We start from the raw sequence: 17,120 nt of genomic DNA on the forward strand, positions 1-17,120 counted from the left end.
CGTGTCGATTACGCCCCAGCCAACGAGCGGACCGAATACTCCGAGTGGCGAGATCCGGCGACAACCATCGCCCTTTTCGCCACCGACGATAATTCAGTGTTCGTAAACTAATTATCGGACTGTTCTTGCTGGCACGAAGAAGGAACGGATGATCCGGGAGATTATCGAATACGATGACAGATGGTTGTTGCGACCCTTGCGAGGCAGCTGTGTTGTCGGTATCGAGTGGGGCTCGGATAGCTTTGAGCTGTTGCTGGATTCTCCATTGCGGATCGTTGCAGGCTATGGGGCCGAGCTATCGCCGCAGTCGTTGGCTCTAGACCATCCCGATCGGCACGTGATCACTCACTGGCCGACGACCGTAGTAGAGCGCAATCTTTCTGCGCCGATAGTTTCTGCGGTCCTTTTCAAATCCGGCCGCGTTCGACTGGGCTTCCGGAATGGGTGGATCATGTTTGTGTCCTATCGACAGCCGGACCTTGCTTTCGCAGTTTTCTCCGGTGAGACATTGATATCGGACCGAACTGGCCTGTTGGATCAGACAGAATATTCTGTGGTACAGGTCGATCGTTGGACTGGAGAGCAAATTACGGCGCCGCCATGGCCATCGAAGCCCGACGACCTCCCGATCAATTACGATTCGGACGATATAAACGACTGACGCAACCACTCCAACGCAAGGCCATGTCGCGTTGATCGACTTGACGTATAGAGCTGGCTCTTGACGAAGGTAGCAGCGTGCCTCGAGAGGATGCTTTGCGCGTTAGGTCGTGGCGGTGTGGGGCGCTATCCGTTGGAGAGCAGGTTGGCGGCGGCGTTGAGGGTTAGCCAGATTCCTATGCCGCCTACGGTCCAGCCGATGGCTGTGGCGCTGTTTTTGGTTAGCCAGTTGTTGATTCGTTGGAGGAGGGGGTCTATTCGGTGGTGGGCTATCAGGCGGGCGGCGGCTAGGGCGAGGGCGGGGACTGTCATCAGGATGCAGTAGGCGGCGAGGGTTAGGCCGGTCAGCGACCAAGAGAGGTCGGCGTTGGCGATCAGGGCGATGGCTGCCAGGTAGGGGAGCATGGTGGCTACCTCTAGGGCGGCTGCGGCTAGGGCGAGGCTCATCAAGCTGCGGGGGCTGCCGGTGCCGGACATGGCTTTGGTGCGCCAGCGGTGAATTTTGCCGGGTTGGCCTGCTTGGCGTTTGGCTCTGGCTTCGAGCCAGTAGCTGAGGGCGATGACGAGGAGGCCGAGGACGAGTTGGGCGATGCGCAGGGGGAATTCGGGGAGGTCGAGGGAGCCGGTGCGGATGGCGGTCAGTGCGGTATCGGCGCCGAGGACGAGCAGTACGCCGACGGCGAAGTAGAAGATCGCCACGGTGGCGAGGTACACGGCGATGCGTCCTGGGCGGAGGCGGCCGGGGGTCAGGAGCAGCCAGATGGGGATGAGCAGGGTGCCGAAGCTGGTGCTGTCGACGAGGGCGAGGGCGATCAGCCCTGCGACGAGCGGGAGGGTCATCGGTGTTCCGTTCCGGTAGACGACACGGCTCTGATGCTGTCGTATCCGTTGCGCTGCCGCGTCCGACTAAGGGAGGACCTCAGAGCGCCCCGTACAACCCGCCTGCATCGATGGGAATCGCAGCTCCGCTGATGTACGACGCTCGCTCCGACAGTAGAAACTCCACTACCCCGGCAACTTCCACGGGGTCGCCGATGCGAGCGCCGGGGTTTTTGGCGCGCAGGTGGGCGAGGAGTTGGTCGTGTAGGCCGCCGAGCATGTCGGTGTCGATGACGCCGGGGCAGACGGCGTTGATGCGGATGTTGTCTCGGGCGTATTCGGCGGCCAAGGCGCGGGTAAGACCGACGACTGCGTGTTTGCTGGCGGTGTAGGAGACCGAGAGGCTGTCGGCGGCGCGTAGGCCGGCTACCGAGGAGCAGTTGACGATGGCGCCTGCGGCGTTGGCGGACATTATGCGTAGTTCGCGGCGGAGGCAGCGCCAGAGGCCTTTGACGTTGACGTCGAAGACGGTGTCGAACTGGGCTTCGGTGGAGTCGTGGAAGCGGGCGCCGCGCAGGATGGTGTCGGTGCCGATGACGCCTGCGGCGTTGAAGGCGCCGGCGAAGTCGCCGGCGTACTTCTCGACGGTGTCGAAGAAGGAATCGACCTCGGCGGGGCGGGTGACGTCGGCGGCGATGAATTCGACGTTGTCGCCGAGCTTTTCGCACAGATCGTGTCCGGCGGCGCGGTCCCGTCCGCAGAAGACGACGTGGTTGCGTGGGTCCGCGGCGAGTAGTTCGACGGTCGCGGCGCCGATCCCTCTGGTTCCGCCGACCACTACTTGAACCGAACGATTTCCCATGGTGTCCAACCTATTCCGCCGCAGCCAGGCGAGATCCCGCTCGCCGCAGACGATCCGCCACATCGATGAGCACTTCTGGATCGTGTGCCGCGGTTACCGTCGACCGCAACGCACCACCGGGCCGCGAACTCCACGCGCCGGACAGCGGCAACAGGAAGACGTCGGCATCCAGCGCCGCATGGAACCAACGGGCGGTATCCCCGGCGTCCGGAAACAGCAGCGGCACAATCGCGGTCGCGGAGACACCGGTATCGAATCCCGCCGAGTGCAGCGCGGTCGTCCATGTCGCTCGGTTCATCGCGAGCCGTGCCATCAACGTGTCTCCCTCGCGCAGCAGCAACTCGACGGACGCGGCGGCCAGCGCAGCCGCCATCGGCGCGATCACCGTGGAAAATGTAGCCCCGCGATGCCGGCGCAGCTGCTCGGCGTACTCACCTGAGCTGGTGACGAACCCGCCCCCACCGACGAACGCCTTGGCGAGCGAGCCGACCCGGACATCGATGCTTCCGGGCATCCCGTAGTGCGCTTCGATGCCGCGCCCACCCGGACCGAGCTGGCCCACCGAGGACGCCTCGTCGACGAACAGCACAGCGCCTGCGTCACGGGCGCAGGCGACGAGCGCGGGCAGGTCGGCGATGTCCCCGCCGACGCCGAAGATCGCCTCACACACGATGACTCGTCGTCCGCGGGTGGGGAAGCGCTGCAACTGTCCACGCAGGTCGTCGGGGTCGTTGTGCCGATAGATGTGCAGGGCGGCACCGCTGAGCAGGCAGCCGTCCAGCAGTGAGCGATGGCACCGCTCATCGATGAACAACGCGTCGTCGGGCCCGGCGATCGCGGGAATCGCGGAGACGTTCGCCAAATAGCCGGAACTGTAAAGGGTTATGGCCTCGCACTGCAGCAGGGACCGCAGTGCATCGGTCAATCGTTGATGCACGACGGTGTAACCGTTGATCGCGCCGGACCCGTGTGAACCGAAAGTCGTGGAACTCCGGGCGAACTCGACCATCGCCGCACGAATCTCCGGGTGTGAGTTCAAGCCGAGATAGCTGTTGGAACACAGATGGTCGAAGCGCCGACCGCGAAAATGGATCGTGGTTTCGCTGACCTCGGCGGCGGGACCGAGCAGCGCGCGCACATCGAGCTGCGTCGGCGCCGGCGCACTGGATGACGGGGTGGCAGGCTTGCGCACTTCGGTGTCGAAGAGGGCTTCCACCAGCTCGGCAGCGGTGAGCGCGTTGGTCATACCGGCCCGCGACGCTCCGGGCCCGGCAACTCTGCTGAGCAGCGCGGCGAACCGCAGCGAGTCGATGCCGAGGGCGTCGAACGGCGCATTCATGTCGGGCTCATCGAGTCCCGTGGTGTAGCGCAGATAGTCACGGATTTGTGCCTCCGTACCCGTGGCCGCGGCATCCCCCCTCGGGCTCGGCTCGGACAACATCGCACGCAAGGCCGTGACATCGACCTTCCCGTTGCGCGTCATCGGCATACCGGTCACCGTCAGCACCCGCTGCGGCAGCATATATTTCGGTACCCGTGCCGCAAGCGAGGCCCGAAAGGCCATGGGCTCGAACCGGATCGAATCATCCACGGGAACGAGGAACACCGCCAGCGCCGTAGCACCGTCGAGCTCGAAGCCGATGGTGGCCGCGTCCTTCACCGCGGGCATGGTGCGGCACTTCTCCGAGATGTGGTCGAGTTCGATGCGGTAGCCGTTGATCTTGACCTGATGGTCCGCGCGCCCTCCGAACATGACCCCGTGGCGGGGCGAACGATAACCGAGGTCGCCGGTCAGATAAGCGGGAATCATGCTGCCCTCCGGTATCCCGGTACAGAATTTGGAAGCGGTCAGCTCAGCATCGCCTGCATAGCCCAGCGCGACTTGCGAACTGCGCACCACGATCTGCCCGGTCTGCAAGGGCAAGCAAACTCGCCGCCCCGGCGTGACAACGAGAACATCGACGTCCTTCATGCCCGAACCGACCGGAATGACCTCGGGCACCCCGGCCAATCCGGCAGCACTGGTGTCGACCTCGAAATAGCCGACGGCCCTTTGTGTTTCGGTAGAGCCGTAGAGATTCACGATGCGCGCGCCGGGCGCAACCCTGGCCACCGTCTTTACCTGTGCACGGGTCAGCGCCGCGCCGACCAGAAAGACGACAGCCAGTTCCGACAGCGGATCATCGGCACCCGCGAGCAGCCGGATCGCCGCCGGATTGACGCACACGACCTGTACCCGATGCTCGGCCAGCCAACGCGGAAAAGCCTCGGTGACAGTCGAACTCCGATGCTCGGGCACCACGATGGTGCCGGCGAGATAGAGCGGAGTCATGATGTCCCGCTGCAACGGGTCGTGACCGATGCTCGAACACATACCGAACCTGGCGCCGCGCAGCGAGCCGAATCGACTGTCCATCCAATCGAAGAAGTAGGTGAGCGAGCCGTACCGTCCACGCACCGCCTTGGGCGTCCCGGAGGTCCCCGAGGTGAAGGTGATGATCGCGCAATCGTCGCGCCGGAACCGTTCGGCCTCGTAACGATCGGGCTCGACGGCGGATTCGAGACCGAGTGCGGTGAACGCCCCTGCGATGCCCACACCGGCAAGATCGGCCACATGATCGGCGCCCGCGACCCGCGCACACTCCTCGATATAGCTGGTCGGAGCGTCGGGATCAGCGATCGATACGGTGATCCCGGCCTTGAGCGCCGCCACAAAGGTCGCCACGAGCGTCTCATCCCGGTTGGGCACGAGCAGCAACGTCTCGCCGGCCCGCACGCCGCGCTGCTCGAGGTCCGCGGCGATACCGTCGGCAGTGCGATCCAGTTCGGCGTAGGAAATCGCCTTGCTGGCCGTCTCGATGGCAATCCGCGAAGGATATTCGCGAGCCATCTGGACGAAACGAGTGACGAAAAGGTCCGGCTCATCGGCACGAATACGCGTCTGGAAACTCGGCCCGGTGAACGCTTCTTGCAGAACCACTTCGGCCCGAGCCAACACCCCCTGAGCCCACGCGCCGGACATCACCTCGATGACCTCGCGCACATCGACATCTCCGTCTTGCGGTAGGGCAACACTGATTTCGCCGCTACCGATGTGCACCGCGGTCGCCGGCCGGAACCGCTCGATCAACTCGAGGTGCCGCGCCGGTTCGACATCGGAGACGAGATGTCCCGCCGCGACATCGACCTCACGCACCACCGGCGAAGCCTCGATCAATTTACCCAGATCCGCCAGCGTGTGCCGCTCGACATCGATACCGGACACATCGACCACCCGCAGCCGCGCCGAAGTGGCGATCAAAATACTGCCCCCCGTGCCGAATACCCGATCGAGCAGCACATGCAGCGCCACCGCAATTACCTGGGGCTCCCAGTCCACACGAGCCACGAAAGCACCGGATCGATAGGCGCGATGCAGCGAATTGTTGTCGATACCGATGGTGTCATTGCTGATCATGCTCAATTGCTTTGTCCCACTCGTTATATCGTTCGCGCCGAACCCTCGCCGCGCTGGTTACTGAAGGGCCACTCCCACTCCGACGGTCACCAAAGCAACGCCAACCCCCGTATCGATCCGCCGACGCGTCCGCGCCTGCGCGAACCGCGCGTGCAGCCACGTCACCACACTGGTGACGAACAGGAACCACGCCGTCACCACCACCACCGCGACCAGCGGAAGCGCCACCGCATCGGTGACCGTCGCCCCGTCCGGAATGAACTGCGGGATCAACGCGACGAAGAAGACCGCCGTCTTGGGATTGAGGATGCTGCTACCGAACCCGCGCCCCAGATCGCGCCGGAATCCTTGCGCGGCAACAGGTCCGAGCATAGCTTCACCGGCAGTGCGCCGCGCCTGTACCAGCGCATGCACCCCGAGAAAGATCAGATACGCCGCCCCGAGCAGCCGCACCGCGGTGAACGCCTCCGACGACGTCGCGAGCAGGGCCGAAACTCCGGTCACCGCCGCGAGCACCCACAGAAACATCCCGGCCGCCACCCCGAGCGTCGCCGCCGCACCGGCCGCCCAACCGCTCAACGCCCGGCTCATGATCACCGCGAGGTCTGGCCCCGGTGACGCCGACACCACCAACATCACCCCGGCGAATGCGGCGTATTGCGTGATGGAGGACATCGTTGGGCCCCCTCCCCCTGAACTCCCTGTACCCGGCGGCGGACCTCGCCGCAATGCGCTCGGAAGGCATTGGGATAAACGCTATCTCGTCATCCGACGGACGTCATGACAGGAATTCTGGGTGCAGCATGACAACAACTTGCCCCCGGTCGGGGGGTTGTTCAACCGCGCAATGCGGCGGTAAGTTCCGGGCTCAACGCCAGTGCCGGTAGCGATTCCACCAGCAATTCGATGAGTTGCGCCCGCGGAATGGGTTTCTCGCTCATCCAGGTGAGAATTGTTTCCTCCACGAAGGCGATCCATCCGCGAATAGCCAGCGACAGCCGGGGCCGATCGGGATCGTCCGGCGGAATGGGAATCTCGGTGAGTACGAGTTCGGCGATCGCGCTGCGGGATTCGTTCACGTAGGTGACCATGCCGGGGTTGTAGCTCGACGGACCGCGCAGGATGGCGTGGTAGGCGGCCCGGTTCTGCTCGACGTAGTCGACGTAGCGCTCGACCGAGTCGCGGAGCATGTCGAACAGGCCGAGGCTGCGGTCCGGCGCCGTCGCGATCAGGAACTCGGCGCTGACCTGCCGGGCGATGGCCTCGTGGAATTCGTGCACCGAGCTGAAGTAGTGGAACAGCAGGCCGCGGGAGATGCCCGCCTGCTTGGCGATGTCCTCGACGGAGATATCCTCCAGCGCCCGCTCGGCGAGCATCTCGGCACCGAGGGTGATCAGTTGTAGTCGGCGCTCGTCCGGGCTGAGCCGGACGCGCTTGGTCTCTCCTGAACCGGAACGACTGCTACTCACAACCGACATCCTACTGAACGTGATTCAATACTGTTGACTGCTGCTCAATAAGCCTCTACGCTCGGTTATATGAGTCGCAAGGTTACAGACAAAGCTGTCGGCGACCGGCCCGTTCGCCGCGTCAAGACGATCATCATCGGTGGCGGATTCTCGGGCCTCGGCCTAGCCATCCGCCTGAGCCAGCAGGGTCGAAACGACTACCTGGTGCTCGAACGCGGTGGCGATGTCGGCGGCACCTGGCGCGACAACACCTACCCCGGCGCGGCCTGCGACGTGCCCTCGCACCTGTACTCCTACTCGTTCGCACTCAACCCGGACTGGTCGCGCTCGTTCTCCCGGCAAGGCGAGATCCAGCAGTACATCAAGGGCGTCGCGGAGAAGTACCGGGTCCTCGACAAGCACGTCTTCAACTGCGACGTCACCAGCGCACGGTGGAACAACGACACCGCCGAGTGGGAAGTCGAGTCGTCCAAGGGCAGCTTCGTCGCCGACACCCTCGTCTCCGCGATCGGCGCGCTGTGCGAGCCCGCACTGCCGGATATCAAGGGCATCAACGACTTCGAGGGCGAGATCTTCCACTCCGCCCGGTGGAACCACGAGGCCGACCTGACCGGCAAGCGCGTCGCGATCATCGGCACCGGCGCCTCGTCCATCCAGATCGTGCCTGCCATCGCGGACAAGGTCGCCCACCTCGACGTCTACCAGCGCACCGCGCCCTGGCTGCTTCCCCGCATCGACCGCCCGTACACCAAGGCCGAACACCTCGCCTTCAAGTACGTGCCCGGCTTCCAGCGCCTGTCCCGCGCCGCCATCTACGCCGCGCGCGAGACCCAGGTGGTCGGCCTGGCCAAGTTCCCCGCGCTGATGCAGGCGTTCGAGCTGCTCGCCAAGGCCAAGCTGCGGTACGAGGTCCGCGATCCGGAGCTGCGCGCCAAGGTGACGCCGAACTTCCGGATCGGCTGCAAACGCATGCTGATCTCGAACAACTACTACCCCGCGATCAGCCGCGACAACGTGGACGTGGTCACCGCCGGCATCACCGAGGTGCGGGCGAACTCGATCGTCACCGAGGACGGCACCGAGCGCGAGATCGACGCGCTCATCGTGGCGACCGGCTTCCACGTCACCGATTCGCCGACCTACGAGACCATCTCCGGGCGCGACGGTCGCACGCTCAGCGAGGTGTTCGACGAGATCGGTCAGCAGGCCTACAAGGGCGCGACCATCGCCAACTTCCCCAATATGTTCTTCCTGCTCGGCCCGAACGTCGGCCTCGGCCACACCTCGATGGTGTACATGATCGAGTCGCAGCTCAACTATGTGGCCGACGCGCTGGCCACCGTCGATCGGCTCGGCCTGAAAACCGTCGAGGTGCGCCGCGACGTGCAGGACGAATACAACGTGGACCTGCAGCGCAAACTCAGCAAGAGCGTCTGGATCAATGGTGGCTGCGCCAGCTGGTACTTGGACAAACACGGCAACAACACCACGCTGTGGCCGGACTTCACCTTCGAATTCCGTAGGCTCACCAAGAATTTCGACCTGTCCGCCTATGAGACAACCACATTGTCCCGTGCCGAGAAAGTGGGAGCGCAGTGAGCAAAGACGCTTACTTCCAGAACAAGGTTTGTGTGATCACCGGGGCAGGCTCCGGTATCGGTCGCGCACTCGCCGAAAACCTGGCCAAGCGCGGTGCCAAACTCGCGCTGTCCGATATCGACACCGAAGGTCTGGCCGAGACCGTGCGCCGCTGCGAACAGCTCGGCGCCGAGGTGAAATCCGATCGGATCAACGTGGCCGAGCGCGAGGCCGTGCTGCTCTACGCCGACGCGGTGCACGCCCACTTCGGCAAGGTGCACCAGGTCTACAACAACGCGGGCATCGCCTACCACGGTGACGTGATCAAGTCCGAGTTCAAGGACATCGAGCGCATCATGGACGTCGACTTCTGGGGCGTGGTCAACGGCACCAAGGCGTTCCTGCCGTTCCTGATGGAGTCCGGCGAGGGGCACGTGGTCAATGTGTCCAGCCTGTTCGGGCTGATCGCGGTGCCCGGCCAAAGTGCTTACAACGCGGCGAAATTCGCGGTGCGCGGGTTCACCGAGTCGCTGCGCCAGGAGATGCTTGTCGGCAAGCACCCGGTCAAGGTCACCTGCGTGCACCCCGGCGGCATCAAGACCGCCGTCGCGCGCAACGCCACCTGGGCCGAGGGCATCGACGGCAAGAAGGCCGCCTCGATGTTCGACGCGAAGCTGGCCATGCACTCACCGGAGATGGCCGCACAGACCATTACCGAGGGCGTGCGCAAGGGCCACGGGCGGGTGCTGATCGGCTGGGAGGCCAAGCTGCTCGACGTGTTCGTCCGGGTCACCGCCTCCGGTTACCAGCGCATCGCCGCCGTCGTGAATCGCCCGTTCCTACCCTGATTCGAGTTTGACCCATGCGGGATCTCAACCTTCCGATGCCCGTCGCACGAGCGGTGCTGCGTCCCATCTTCCGCGCCACGCTGAACCAGCGAGCGCCGTGGTGGCTGCAGCGCCGCTTGCTCGAACTGGGCTCGGTCGCGCAATTGGTGCCCGCGGGCACCACCGTGCAACGGATTCGACTCGGCGGCAGGCCCGCCGAACGCCTCACGGCCACCCCGACGCCCACCGGTGCGGTGCTCTATCTGCACGGCGGCGGTTACGCGGTCGGCTCGCCGGCCACCCACCGGTCGCTGGCCGCCCGGCTCGCCCACCAAACCGGTGCTGCTGTCTACGTTCCCGACTACCGACTGGCTCCGGAGCATCCGTTCCCCGCCGCGCTCGACGACGCCGAGGCGGCTTTCCTGGAGCTGGTGGACAGCGCGGGCTACCGCCCGGACCAGATCGCCCTGTCCGGTGACTCGGCGGGCGGCGGTTTGTCGCTGGCCACCGCACAGCGGCTGATCGCCCGGCACGGGCACACCCCGGCCGCACTCGGCCTGATCGCGCCGTGGACCGACCCGAACCAGGTCCCGGAACGCGACGGCGACCTGGTGATCAACCGGCGGTGGTCGCGCGCCTGCGCCGCGGCCTATCTCGGTGGCGGAGATTCGAGTGATCCTGGTTACGCGCCGCTCACCGGCGTATTAGTCGGGCTGCCGCCGACCTACGTCCAGGTCGACGTCGACGAGTTGCTGCACGGGCAGTGCGGGGACCTGGTCGACGCGCTGCGCGCGGCCGGGGTCACGGTGCGGTTCACCGAGAGCACCGGCCTGTGGCACGTCGCGCAACTGCAGGCCGCACTGGTCGCTCCGGCCGCCGCGGCGCTCAGCGAACTGGCCGCGTTCCTGCGGGAAGCGATTCAACCGGCGGATGTCCGGGACTTAGGATAACTACGAAGCGGGTCCGTAGCTCGGGTGTTACGCACGGATCCGTTTCTGGTGGTCGACCTCACGGCCCTGACACAGGTGTCGTAGATTACTGGCGAGTAAACCCACGTGGAAGGGCACTGATGCGAGAGTTCGAAGTCCCGGCTTCCTACACCATTCCGGAAGACGCGAACAATTCCGACAACGTCTTCCGGCATGCCGAGCAGTCGCCCGACGCGGTGCTGTTCAACGTGCCGGCGGGCAACGGCGGCTGGCGGGACGTGACGGCCGCGGAGTTCGCGAAGACCGTCACCGGCGTCGCCAAGGGATTGATCGCCTCGGGCATCGAACTCGGCGACCGCGTCGCCATCATGGCCCCGACCCGCTACGAGTGGGCCGTGCTCGACTTCGCCATCTGGGCGGTCGGCGGCTGCACCGTCGCCATCTACGACAGCTCGGCCGCCGAGCAGGCCAAGTGGATCCTGCAGGACTCCGCCACCAAGCTGCTGATCGTCGACAGCGACAAGCACCGCGCCACCATCGACGAGATCGAGGCAGGCGCGCTGACGGAGCTGAAGGAGACCCTGCAGATCGACAAGGGTGTCGTCGACGAGCTGATCACCCGCGGCGCCGAGCTGGACGACCAGCTCGTGCACGACCGGCGCAAGCAGGTGAACGCGGACTCGGCCGCCACCCTCATTTACACCTCCGGCACCACCGGGCGCCCCAAGGGCGTCATGCTCACCCACGCCAACCTGTACGCCGAGTCCAGGTCCGACGGGATCGCACTGGCCACGTTCATCCGGCCGGGCAAGAAGACGCTGATGTTCCTGCCGCTGGCGCACGTCTTCGCCCGCGCGGTCGCGCTGGTCGCGTTCGACGCCAAGGTGACCGTCGCGCACACCTCCGACTGGTCCACCCTGGTCGACCAGTTCGGCACGTACAAGCCGCACTTCATCCTGTCGGTGCCGCGCGTGTTCGAGAAGGTGTTCAACAGCGCGAAGCAGAAGGCACACGACGGCGGCAAGGGCAAGATCTTCGACGCCGCTGCGGACACCGCCATCGCGTGGAGCGAGGCGATCGACAACGGCGGGCCCGGGCTGGTGCTCAAGCTCAAGCACGCGCTGTTCGACAAGCTGGTCTACAGCAAGCTGCGCACCGCGCTCGGCGGCCAGTGCGACGCCGCGGTCTCCGGCGGTGGCCCGCTGGGCGCGCGCCTCGGCCACTTCTTCCGCGGCGTCGGCGTCACCATCTACGAGGGCTACGGGCTCACCGAGACCACCGCGGCGATCACCGTGAACACCCCCGAGCACATCCGGGTGGGTTCGGTCGGCAAGCCGATCCAGGGCCACGCCGCCAAGATCGCCGAGGACGGCGAGCTGCTGCTGCGCGGCTCGGTGGTGTTCGACGGCTACTGGGGCAACCCGGCGGCCACCGAGGAAGCCTTCCAGGACGGCTGGTTCAAGACCGGCGACCTCGGCGCCATCGACGCGGACGGGTTCATCACCATCACCGGCCGCAAGAAGGAACTCATCGTCACCGCGGGCGGCAAGAACGTGTCCCCCGCGCTGCTCGAGGACTCGCTGCGGGCGCACCCGCTGATCAGTCAGGTGATGGTGGTCGGCGACGGTCAGCCGTTCATCGCCGCGCTGATCACGCTGGATCCGGAGGCGCTGCCTGGCTGGCAGAAGAACCACAACGTGCCTGCGGACACCCCGATCGAGAAGCTGATCGAGAACCCGGAGCTGGTCGCCGAGATCGACGCGGCGGTCGCCGAGACCAACAAGAAGGTCTCCCATGCCGAGGGGATCAAGAAGGTCAGCATCCTGCCGGTCGACTGGACGCAGGAGGGTGGCGAGCTCACCCCGAAGCTGTCGCTCAAGCGCGCGGTTGTGATGAAGCAGCACGCCGACGACGTAGCGAAGATCTACAGCTGAGTTGAAACGCCCGGAGGCGTCGCCCGCGAGGTTTCCTCGTGCGCGGCGCCTTTCGGCTGTCTGCGGGGGCGGCGGCGATCCGGCCGGCCGGTGAGCAGCCAGGTACTCAGCGGAGCAAAGCCGCCATTCGGGTCACGATCCAGTACCCGGCCGAGTTCTCCAGTGCGAGATGACTTTTCGGCCTTTTGCGGCGCACCACCCGCTGTTCGGGTTTCAATGGAGCAACCCCATCGCGAACCGGAGGTTGCTGAGATGACTGATGGCGCAAGGAAATTGCTCGCCACGATCCAGGCGGAGCTGGCGCCGCGGGACGCGGACAATCGGCTCGTACCGCTGATCACCACGGGTAAGGCGGCGCGGGCGGTGTTCGCCGCGATCGCCACCGAGGAGTGGCGGATCACCAGCAGCGACTGGCGCAGCTTCCACGCGCTGGCGGCCCGGGCGGACCACCCGCATGCCCGCACCTTCTTCGGCATGCTCGCGCCGGGTGAACAGCAGGCGCAGGAGATGTTGCACGCGCTGGTGGTGGCGGCCGGACGAGACCCCGGCGCCGAACTGCCGCGCGCGGGCTGCCAGGCGTACCCCGCCTACGTGGCCTGGCTGGCACTGAATGGCGAACCGGCCGCGGTCGCCGCGGGCATCTTCGCGAATCTCGCCACCTTCGGCCGCTACTGCCGCAATGTCGCCGCGGGCATGCGCGAGCACTACGGCTTCGAGGACGCGGCCTGCGCGTTCTTCGACCACTTCGCCGCGGACGCCCCCGAGGTCGAACAGCAAGCGCTGCGCGCCATCCAAGCAGGCATCGACTCCGCGCGCCTTAACACCGACGAGGCGCACCTCTACGCCCGGCTCTTCCAGAGCTACGAACTCATGTTCTGGAACACCTTGGCCGACGAATTCGCAGATTAACAAGATCGGTAGGCGTCGCGCGAAAAGGCGCCGCCGCCAGTTCACCTTGATCTTGGTCGATTTCCCTGCCTATCACCTTCCTTGATTGGTCATCTGGCGGAGGTGACCCGGCAGTACGCTCGAGTTCATGGCCAATCTGCGAGTGCGGGTCGCGGCTGGGATCGTCTCGGCAGGTGTGGCGCTCGGCGTCGCGGAACTGCTCGCGGCGTTCGTCGGCGCCGACAGCGCGCCCCTCAATGCCCTCGGCGCGACCGTGGTCGACCACACGCCCGACGGCATTCGCGAATGGGCCATCAGCACTTTCGGCACCAGCGACAAGGCGGTGCTGTATGCCTGCATGGCGGTGGTCGCGGTGGTCGTCGCTGCGGTGGCGGGTGCGGTCGAACGCACCTCGCGGGCGGCGGGTTCGGCGATCCTCGCGGTCTTCGGCGTCGTCGCGGTCTGCGCGGCGGTCGCGCGGACCGGTGCGTCCGGTGCGCTGCCGACCATCGCCGGTGTCGGCGCCGGCATCTACGCGTTGCGCGTCCTGACCCGGCGGATCGATGCCACCGAACCGCGGAGCGACGCTGAAACACCGAGCGCTGGCGGGGAATCCGTGACGGGTGCGCCGGAGCAGGTCGCCGCCGACGCGACTCCGGAGCGACGGCAGGTGCTGCAAGGCATGCTGGTGGTGGGCGGCCTGGCGGTGGTCACCGGCGTCGGCGGACGATTATTCGGGGTGCGGCGCAGCGATGTGTCGGGTGAGCGAGCGGCGGTCGAGTTGCCGCAGCCGAGTGCGCCGGAGGTACCGATCGCGCCGGGCGCCGATCTGCGGGTCCCCGGCCTCACGCCTTACCTGACCGCCAACTCGGACTTCTACCGCATCGATACCGCGCTCATCGTGCCGCAGGTCTCCAAGGACGACTGGTCGCTGCGCATCCACGGCATGGTGGACCGGGAAATCCGGCTCACCTGGGCGGATTTGGCGAATCGACCGGCCGTGGAGCGACTGGTCACGCTGGCGTGCGTGTCCAATCCGGTCGGCGGCGACCTGATCGGCAACGCCCGCTGGCTCGGCTACCGGCTCGACGACCTGCTCGCCGAAGCGGGACCGCACGCGGACGCGGACATGGTGCTCTCGCACAGCACCGACGGCTGGACCGCGGGCACTCCGCTGTCGGTGCTCACCGACGGCCGCGACGCCCTTCTCGCCGTCGGCATGAACGGCGAACCACTCCCCGTGGTGCACGGCTATCCCGCCCGGCTGGTGGTCCCCGGGCTCTTCGGCTATGTCTCCGCGACGAAGTGGGTGACCGAGCTGGAGGTCACCCGGTTCGATCGCGCCACCGCCTATTGGACCCGTCGTGGGTGGTCTGCCCTGGGTCCGGTCAAAACCGGCACCCGCATCGACACCCCGCGACCCCGTGGCCGAATCAAACAGGGCCGCACCGTCGTCGCGGGCGTCGCCTGGGCGCAGCATCGCGGCGTCCGCGCCGTGGAAGTGCAGATCGACAACGGCCCGTGGCAACCCGCCCAGCTGGCCGAAGAACACTCCATCGATACCTGGCGCCAGTGGACCTTCGACTGGGACGCCACCCCGGGTCCGCATACCCTGCGCGCCCGCACCACCGACGGCACCGGCGAGGTGCAAACCGCCGAACGCCGCGATGTAGTCCCCGACGGCGCCACCGGCTATCCCTCGGTCACCCTCCAGGTCAACTGAACGATCACGATCCGCGCTGTTCACTGGCCAGAATCGCCGGTGAATCCGTCCTTGGGCTCGATGCTGTCGAAGAAACCGGTATCGACCATGTCTTTGACCGCTAGTTCGATGTTCGCGGTGGTGACTTTCTTGAGAATTACCAGATTCGGTTCGGTGAAATAGAGACTCCCACCGGCGATCTCGTCTTCGATGGTTTGTCGCAGCCGGCCCGGGTCGTAGAAGGAGACCGGGAATACCGAGCCGTCGGCAAACGCGACTTCGACATCGAGCCACCCTTTGTCCGCGGTCTCCGCCTCCCGTCGGCCGCGATACCCCTCCGGGAAAACGACGCGATAGTTCTCTGCCATACCTGCACAACCCCCACCGACTCCAATGCCGCGTTAGGCAACGGCGTGCGGACAGCTTACGGTCCGCGTGCGGCACTGCGCCCACGAAACGAATGTCCGTGCGGCGCAGTGGCACCGAATTGTCAGCCGGTCAGCGACTCCGCCTTGGCAGGGGTGTCCTTCGGGTCTGCCACCGGAGGTTTGCCGTGCCGAATGAACAGGGCCGAGGCGATAACACCGATCAGCAGGATGCCCGCGGGCAACAGCATTGATTGGCCCAGTGCGGTACTGAACGAATCCTTGACGAATTCGGGGATGGGTCCTTGGCCAGCACCACCCTCGGCTACTTTGCCGCCACCCAGTCCGTTGGCCGACATCCGAGCGGCGATCAAGGCGCTGATCGCCGCGCTACCGAGCACCGACCCCACCTGACGGGTGGTGTTGTAGACGCCCGCGCCCGCACCGGCCTGCTGCACCGGCAGGTTGTGCGTGGCGGTGGTCGCGAGCGGACCCCAGATGCACGAGTTCGCGAAACCGGCCAGCGCGGCGGACACCAGGAACCAGATGATGGGCGCGTCCGGCGTCATCAATGCCGAGAACCAGAACACCGACACGGCGAACAGCGCGAACCCGACGGTCGGCAGGACCCGCGGGTGCAGGCGGTTGGCGAACCGGCCCACGAACGGCGCGAACACGAGGGTGACGATCGCCATCGGCGCGAACACCAGCGCCGACTCGGTCGGCGACATCTCGCGCACCGCCTGCAGATAGAAGTAGGACGGCACGCTGAACGCGGTGACGGTGGCGCCCATCGCGGCGATGGCGGTGTTGGACAGCGCGAAGTTGCGTTCCTTGAACAACTTCAGTGGCAGCAGCGGCTCGCCGGTATTGCGCGCCTGGTTCACCGCGAACGCGGCGAGCACCAGTACGCCCGCGCCGATCACCAACCAGATCCGCAGCGACCAATCGTTGCTGTTGCCCTCCTGGATGCCGAACACCAGCAGGAACATGCCGACAGCGCTGAGCAGCACGCCGGGGATGTCGAACTTGTGCCGGTTGGTCGGCAGCGCGGGTACCAGCCAGGCGGCCAGCGCGAAGGCGACGATGCCGATCGGCACGTTGACGAAGAAGATCCACTTCCAGCCGAGGCCGTCGACCAGCACGCCGCCGAGGATCGGCCCGACCAGCGTCGCGAGCCCGGCCACGCCGCCCCACAGTCCCATGGCCGCGCCGCGCTTGTCCGGCGGGAAGGTGCGGGTGATCACCGCCATGGTCTGCGGCGTCATCAGCGCGGCGCCGATGCCCTGGGCGGCCCGCGCGGCGATCAGCATGCCGATGGTGCCGGACAGGCCGCACCACAGCGACGCCGCGGTGAACACGGTCAGGCCGATCAGATAGATGTTCTTGGGGCCGAAGCGATCACCGAGCCTGCCGGTGACCAGCAGCGGCACCGCGTAGGTGAGCAGGTAGGCGCTGGTCACCCAGATCACCTTCGAGATGTCGGCGTGCAGATCCTCCATGATCGCCGGGTTGGCGACCGCGACGATCGTCATGTCGAGCAGGATCATGAAGAAGCCGACAACCAGCGCGGTGAGCGCCAGCCACGGATTGCGTTGAGTGGTCATGGATTCGACAGTTCCTATCTCGG

The 17,120-nt window shown here is 65.9% G+C and carries 14 protein-coding genes; 7 read left to right on the forward strand and 7 right to left on the reverse strand.

What is annotated here, in order from left to right; all coding sequences use genetic code 11:
* The first annotated feature begins 148 nt into the window (after window positions 1–148).
* A complete protein-coding gene (locus DMB37_RS14190; protein ID WP_135233110.1) occupies window positions 149–661 on the forward strand; it encodes a hypothetical protein in 513 nt (170 codons plus the stop codon).
* 125 nt (window positions 662–786) lie between these two features.
* Here DMB37_RS14190 and DMB37_RS14195 read toward each other — a convergent pair whose 3' ends face one another.
* From DMB37_RS14195 to DMB37_RS14215, 5 genes are all read right to left on the reverse strand, one after another.
* Entirely contained in the window at window positions 787–1,500 is a 714-nt protein-coding gene (locus DMB37_RS14195) for a GAP family protein (protein WP_135233111.1), read from the reverse strand.
* A gap of 79 nt (window positions 1,501–1,579) precedes the next feature.
* Complete coding sequence (locus tag DMB37_RS14200; RefSeq protein WP_135233112.1) at window positions 1,580–2,341, reverse strand: SDR family NAD(P)-dependent oxidoreductase; 762 nt, start codon at window positions 2,339–2,341, stop codon at window positions 1,580–1,582.
* Window positions 2,342–2,351: 10 nt separating this feature from the next.
* Window positions 2,352–5,798, reverse strand: coding sequence for an aminotransferase class I/II-fold pyridoxal phosphate-dependent enzyme (locus DMB37_RS14205; protein ID WP_135233113.1), 3,447 nt, complete (start codon window positions 5,796–5,798; stop codon window positions 2,352–2,354).
* A 57-nt stretch (window positions 5,799–5,855) separates the two neighbouring features.
* Window positions 5,856–6,473, reverse strand: coding sequence for a LysE family translocator (locus DMB37_RS14210; protein WP_135233114.1), 618 nt, complete (start codon window positions 6,471–6,473; stop codon window positions 5,856–5,858).
* Between the two features lie 161 nt (window positions 6,474–6,634).
* The gene (locus tag DMB37_RS14215) at window positions 6,635–7,276 is read right to left on the reverse strand and encodes a TetR/AcrR family transcriptional regulator (protein ID WP_135233115.1); all 642 of its coding nucleotides are present in this window, start codon (window positions 7,274–7,276) and stop codon (window positions 6,635–6,637) included.
* Window positions 7,277–7,336: 60 nt separating this feature from the next.
* Between DMB37_RS14215 and DMB37_RS14220 the strand changes: the two genes are divergently transcribed.
* The 6 genes from DMB37_RS14220 (at window position 7,337) to DMB37_RS14245 (ending at window position 15,146) form a co-directional block, all read left to right on the forward strand.
* Complete coding sequence (locus DMB37_RS14220; RefSeq protein WP_135233116.1) at window positions 7,337–8,866, forward strand: NAD(P)/FAD-dependent oxidoreductase; 1,530 nt, start codon at window positions 7,337–7,339, stop codon at window positions 8,864–8,866.
* Entirely contained in the window at window positions 8,863–9,693 is an 831-nt protein-coding gene (locus tag DMB37_RS14225; protein ID WP_135233117.1) for an SDR family oxidoreductase, read from the forward strand. The genes DMB37_RS14220 and DMB37_RS14225 overlap by 4 nt, the downstream gene beginning before the upstream one ends.
* Window positions 9,694–9,707: 14 nt before the next feature.
* Window positions 9,708–10,622, forward strand: coding sequence for an alpha/beta hydrolase (locus tag DMB37_RS14230; RefSeq protein WP_135233118.1), 915 nt, complete (start codon window positions 9,708–9,710; stop codon window positions 10,620–10,622).
* 119 nt (window positions 10,623–10,741) lie between these two features.
* Window positions 10,742–12,535, forward strand: a complete 1,794-nt coding sequence (locus tag DMB37_RS14235; RefSeq protein WP_135233119.1) for a long-chain fatty acid--CoA ligase — start codon at window positions 10,742–10,744, stop codon at window positions 12,533–12,535.
* A gap of 252 nt (window positions 12,536–12,787) precedes the next feature.
* A complete protein-coding gene (locus DMB37_RS14240) occupies window positions 12,788–13,444 on the forward strand; it encodes a transcriptional regulator (RefSeq protein ID WP_135233120.1) in 657 nt (218 codons plus the stop codon).
* A 127-nt stretch (window positions 13,445–13,571) separates the two neighbouring features.
* Window positions 13,572–15,146, forward strand: coding sequence for a molybdopterin-dependent oxidoreductase (locus tag DMB37_RS14245; protein ID WP_135233121.1), 1,575 nt, complete (start codon window positions 13,572–13,574; stop codon window positions 15,144–15,146).
* Between the two features lie 20 nt (window positions 15,147–15,166).
* On the opposite strand, the gene DMB37_RS14250 is transcribed toward DMB37_RS14245, so the two are convergent.
* The gene (locus DMB37_RS14250) at window positions 15,167–15,493 is read right to left on the reverse strand and encodes a hypothetical protein (protein WP_135233122.1); all 327 of its coding nucleotides are present in this window, start codon (window positions 15,491–15,493) and stop codon (window positions 15,167–15,169) included.
* 122 nt (window positions 15,494–15,615) lie between these two features.
* Entirely contained in the window at window positions 15,616–17,097 is a 1,482-nt protein-coding gene (locus tag DMB37_RS14255) for a DHA2 family efflux MFS transporter permease subunit (RefSeq protein ID WP_135233123.1), read from the reverse strand.
* Window positions 17,098–17,120 lie beyond the last annotated feature (23 nt).

Source organism: Nocardia sp. CS682, from assembly GCF_004634405.1.
Classification (GTDB): domain Bacteria; phylum Actinomycetota; class Actinomycetes; order Mycobacteriales; family Mycobacteriaceae; genus Nocardia; species Nocardia ninae.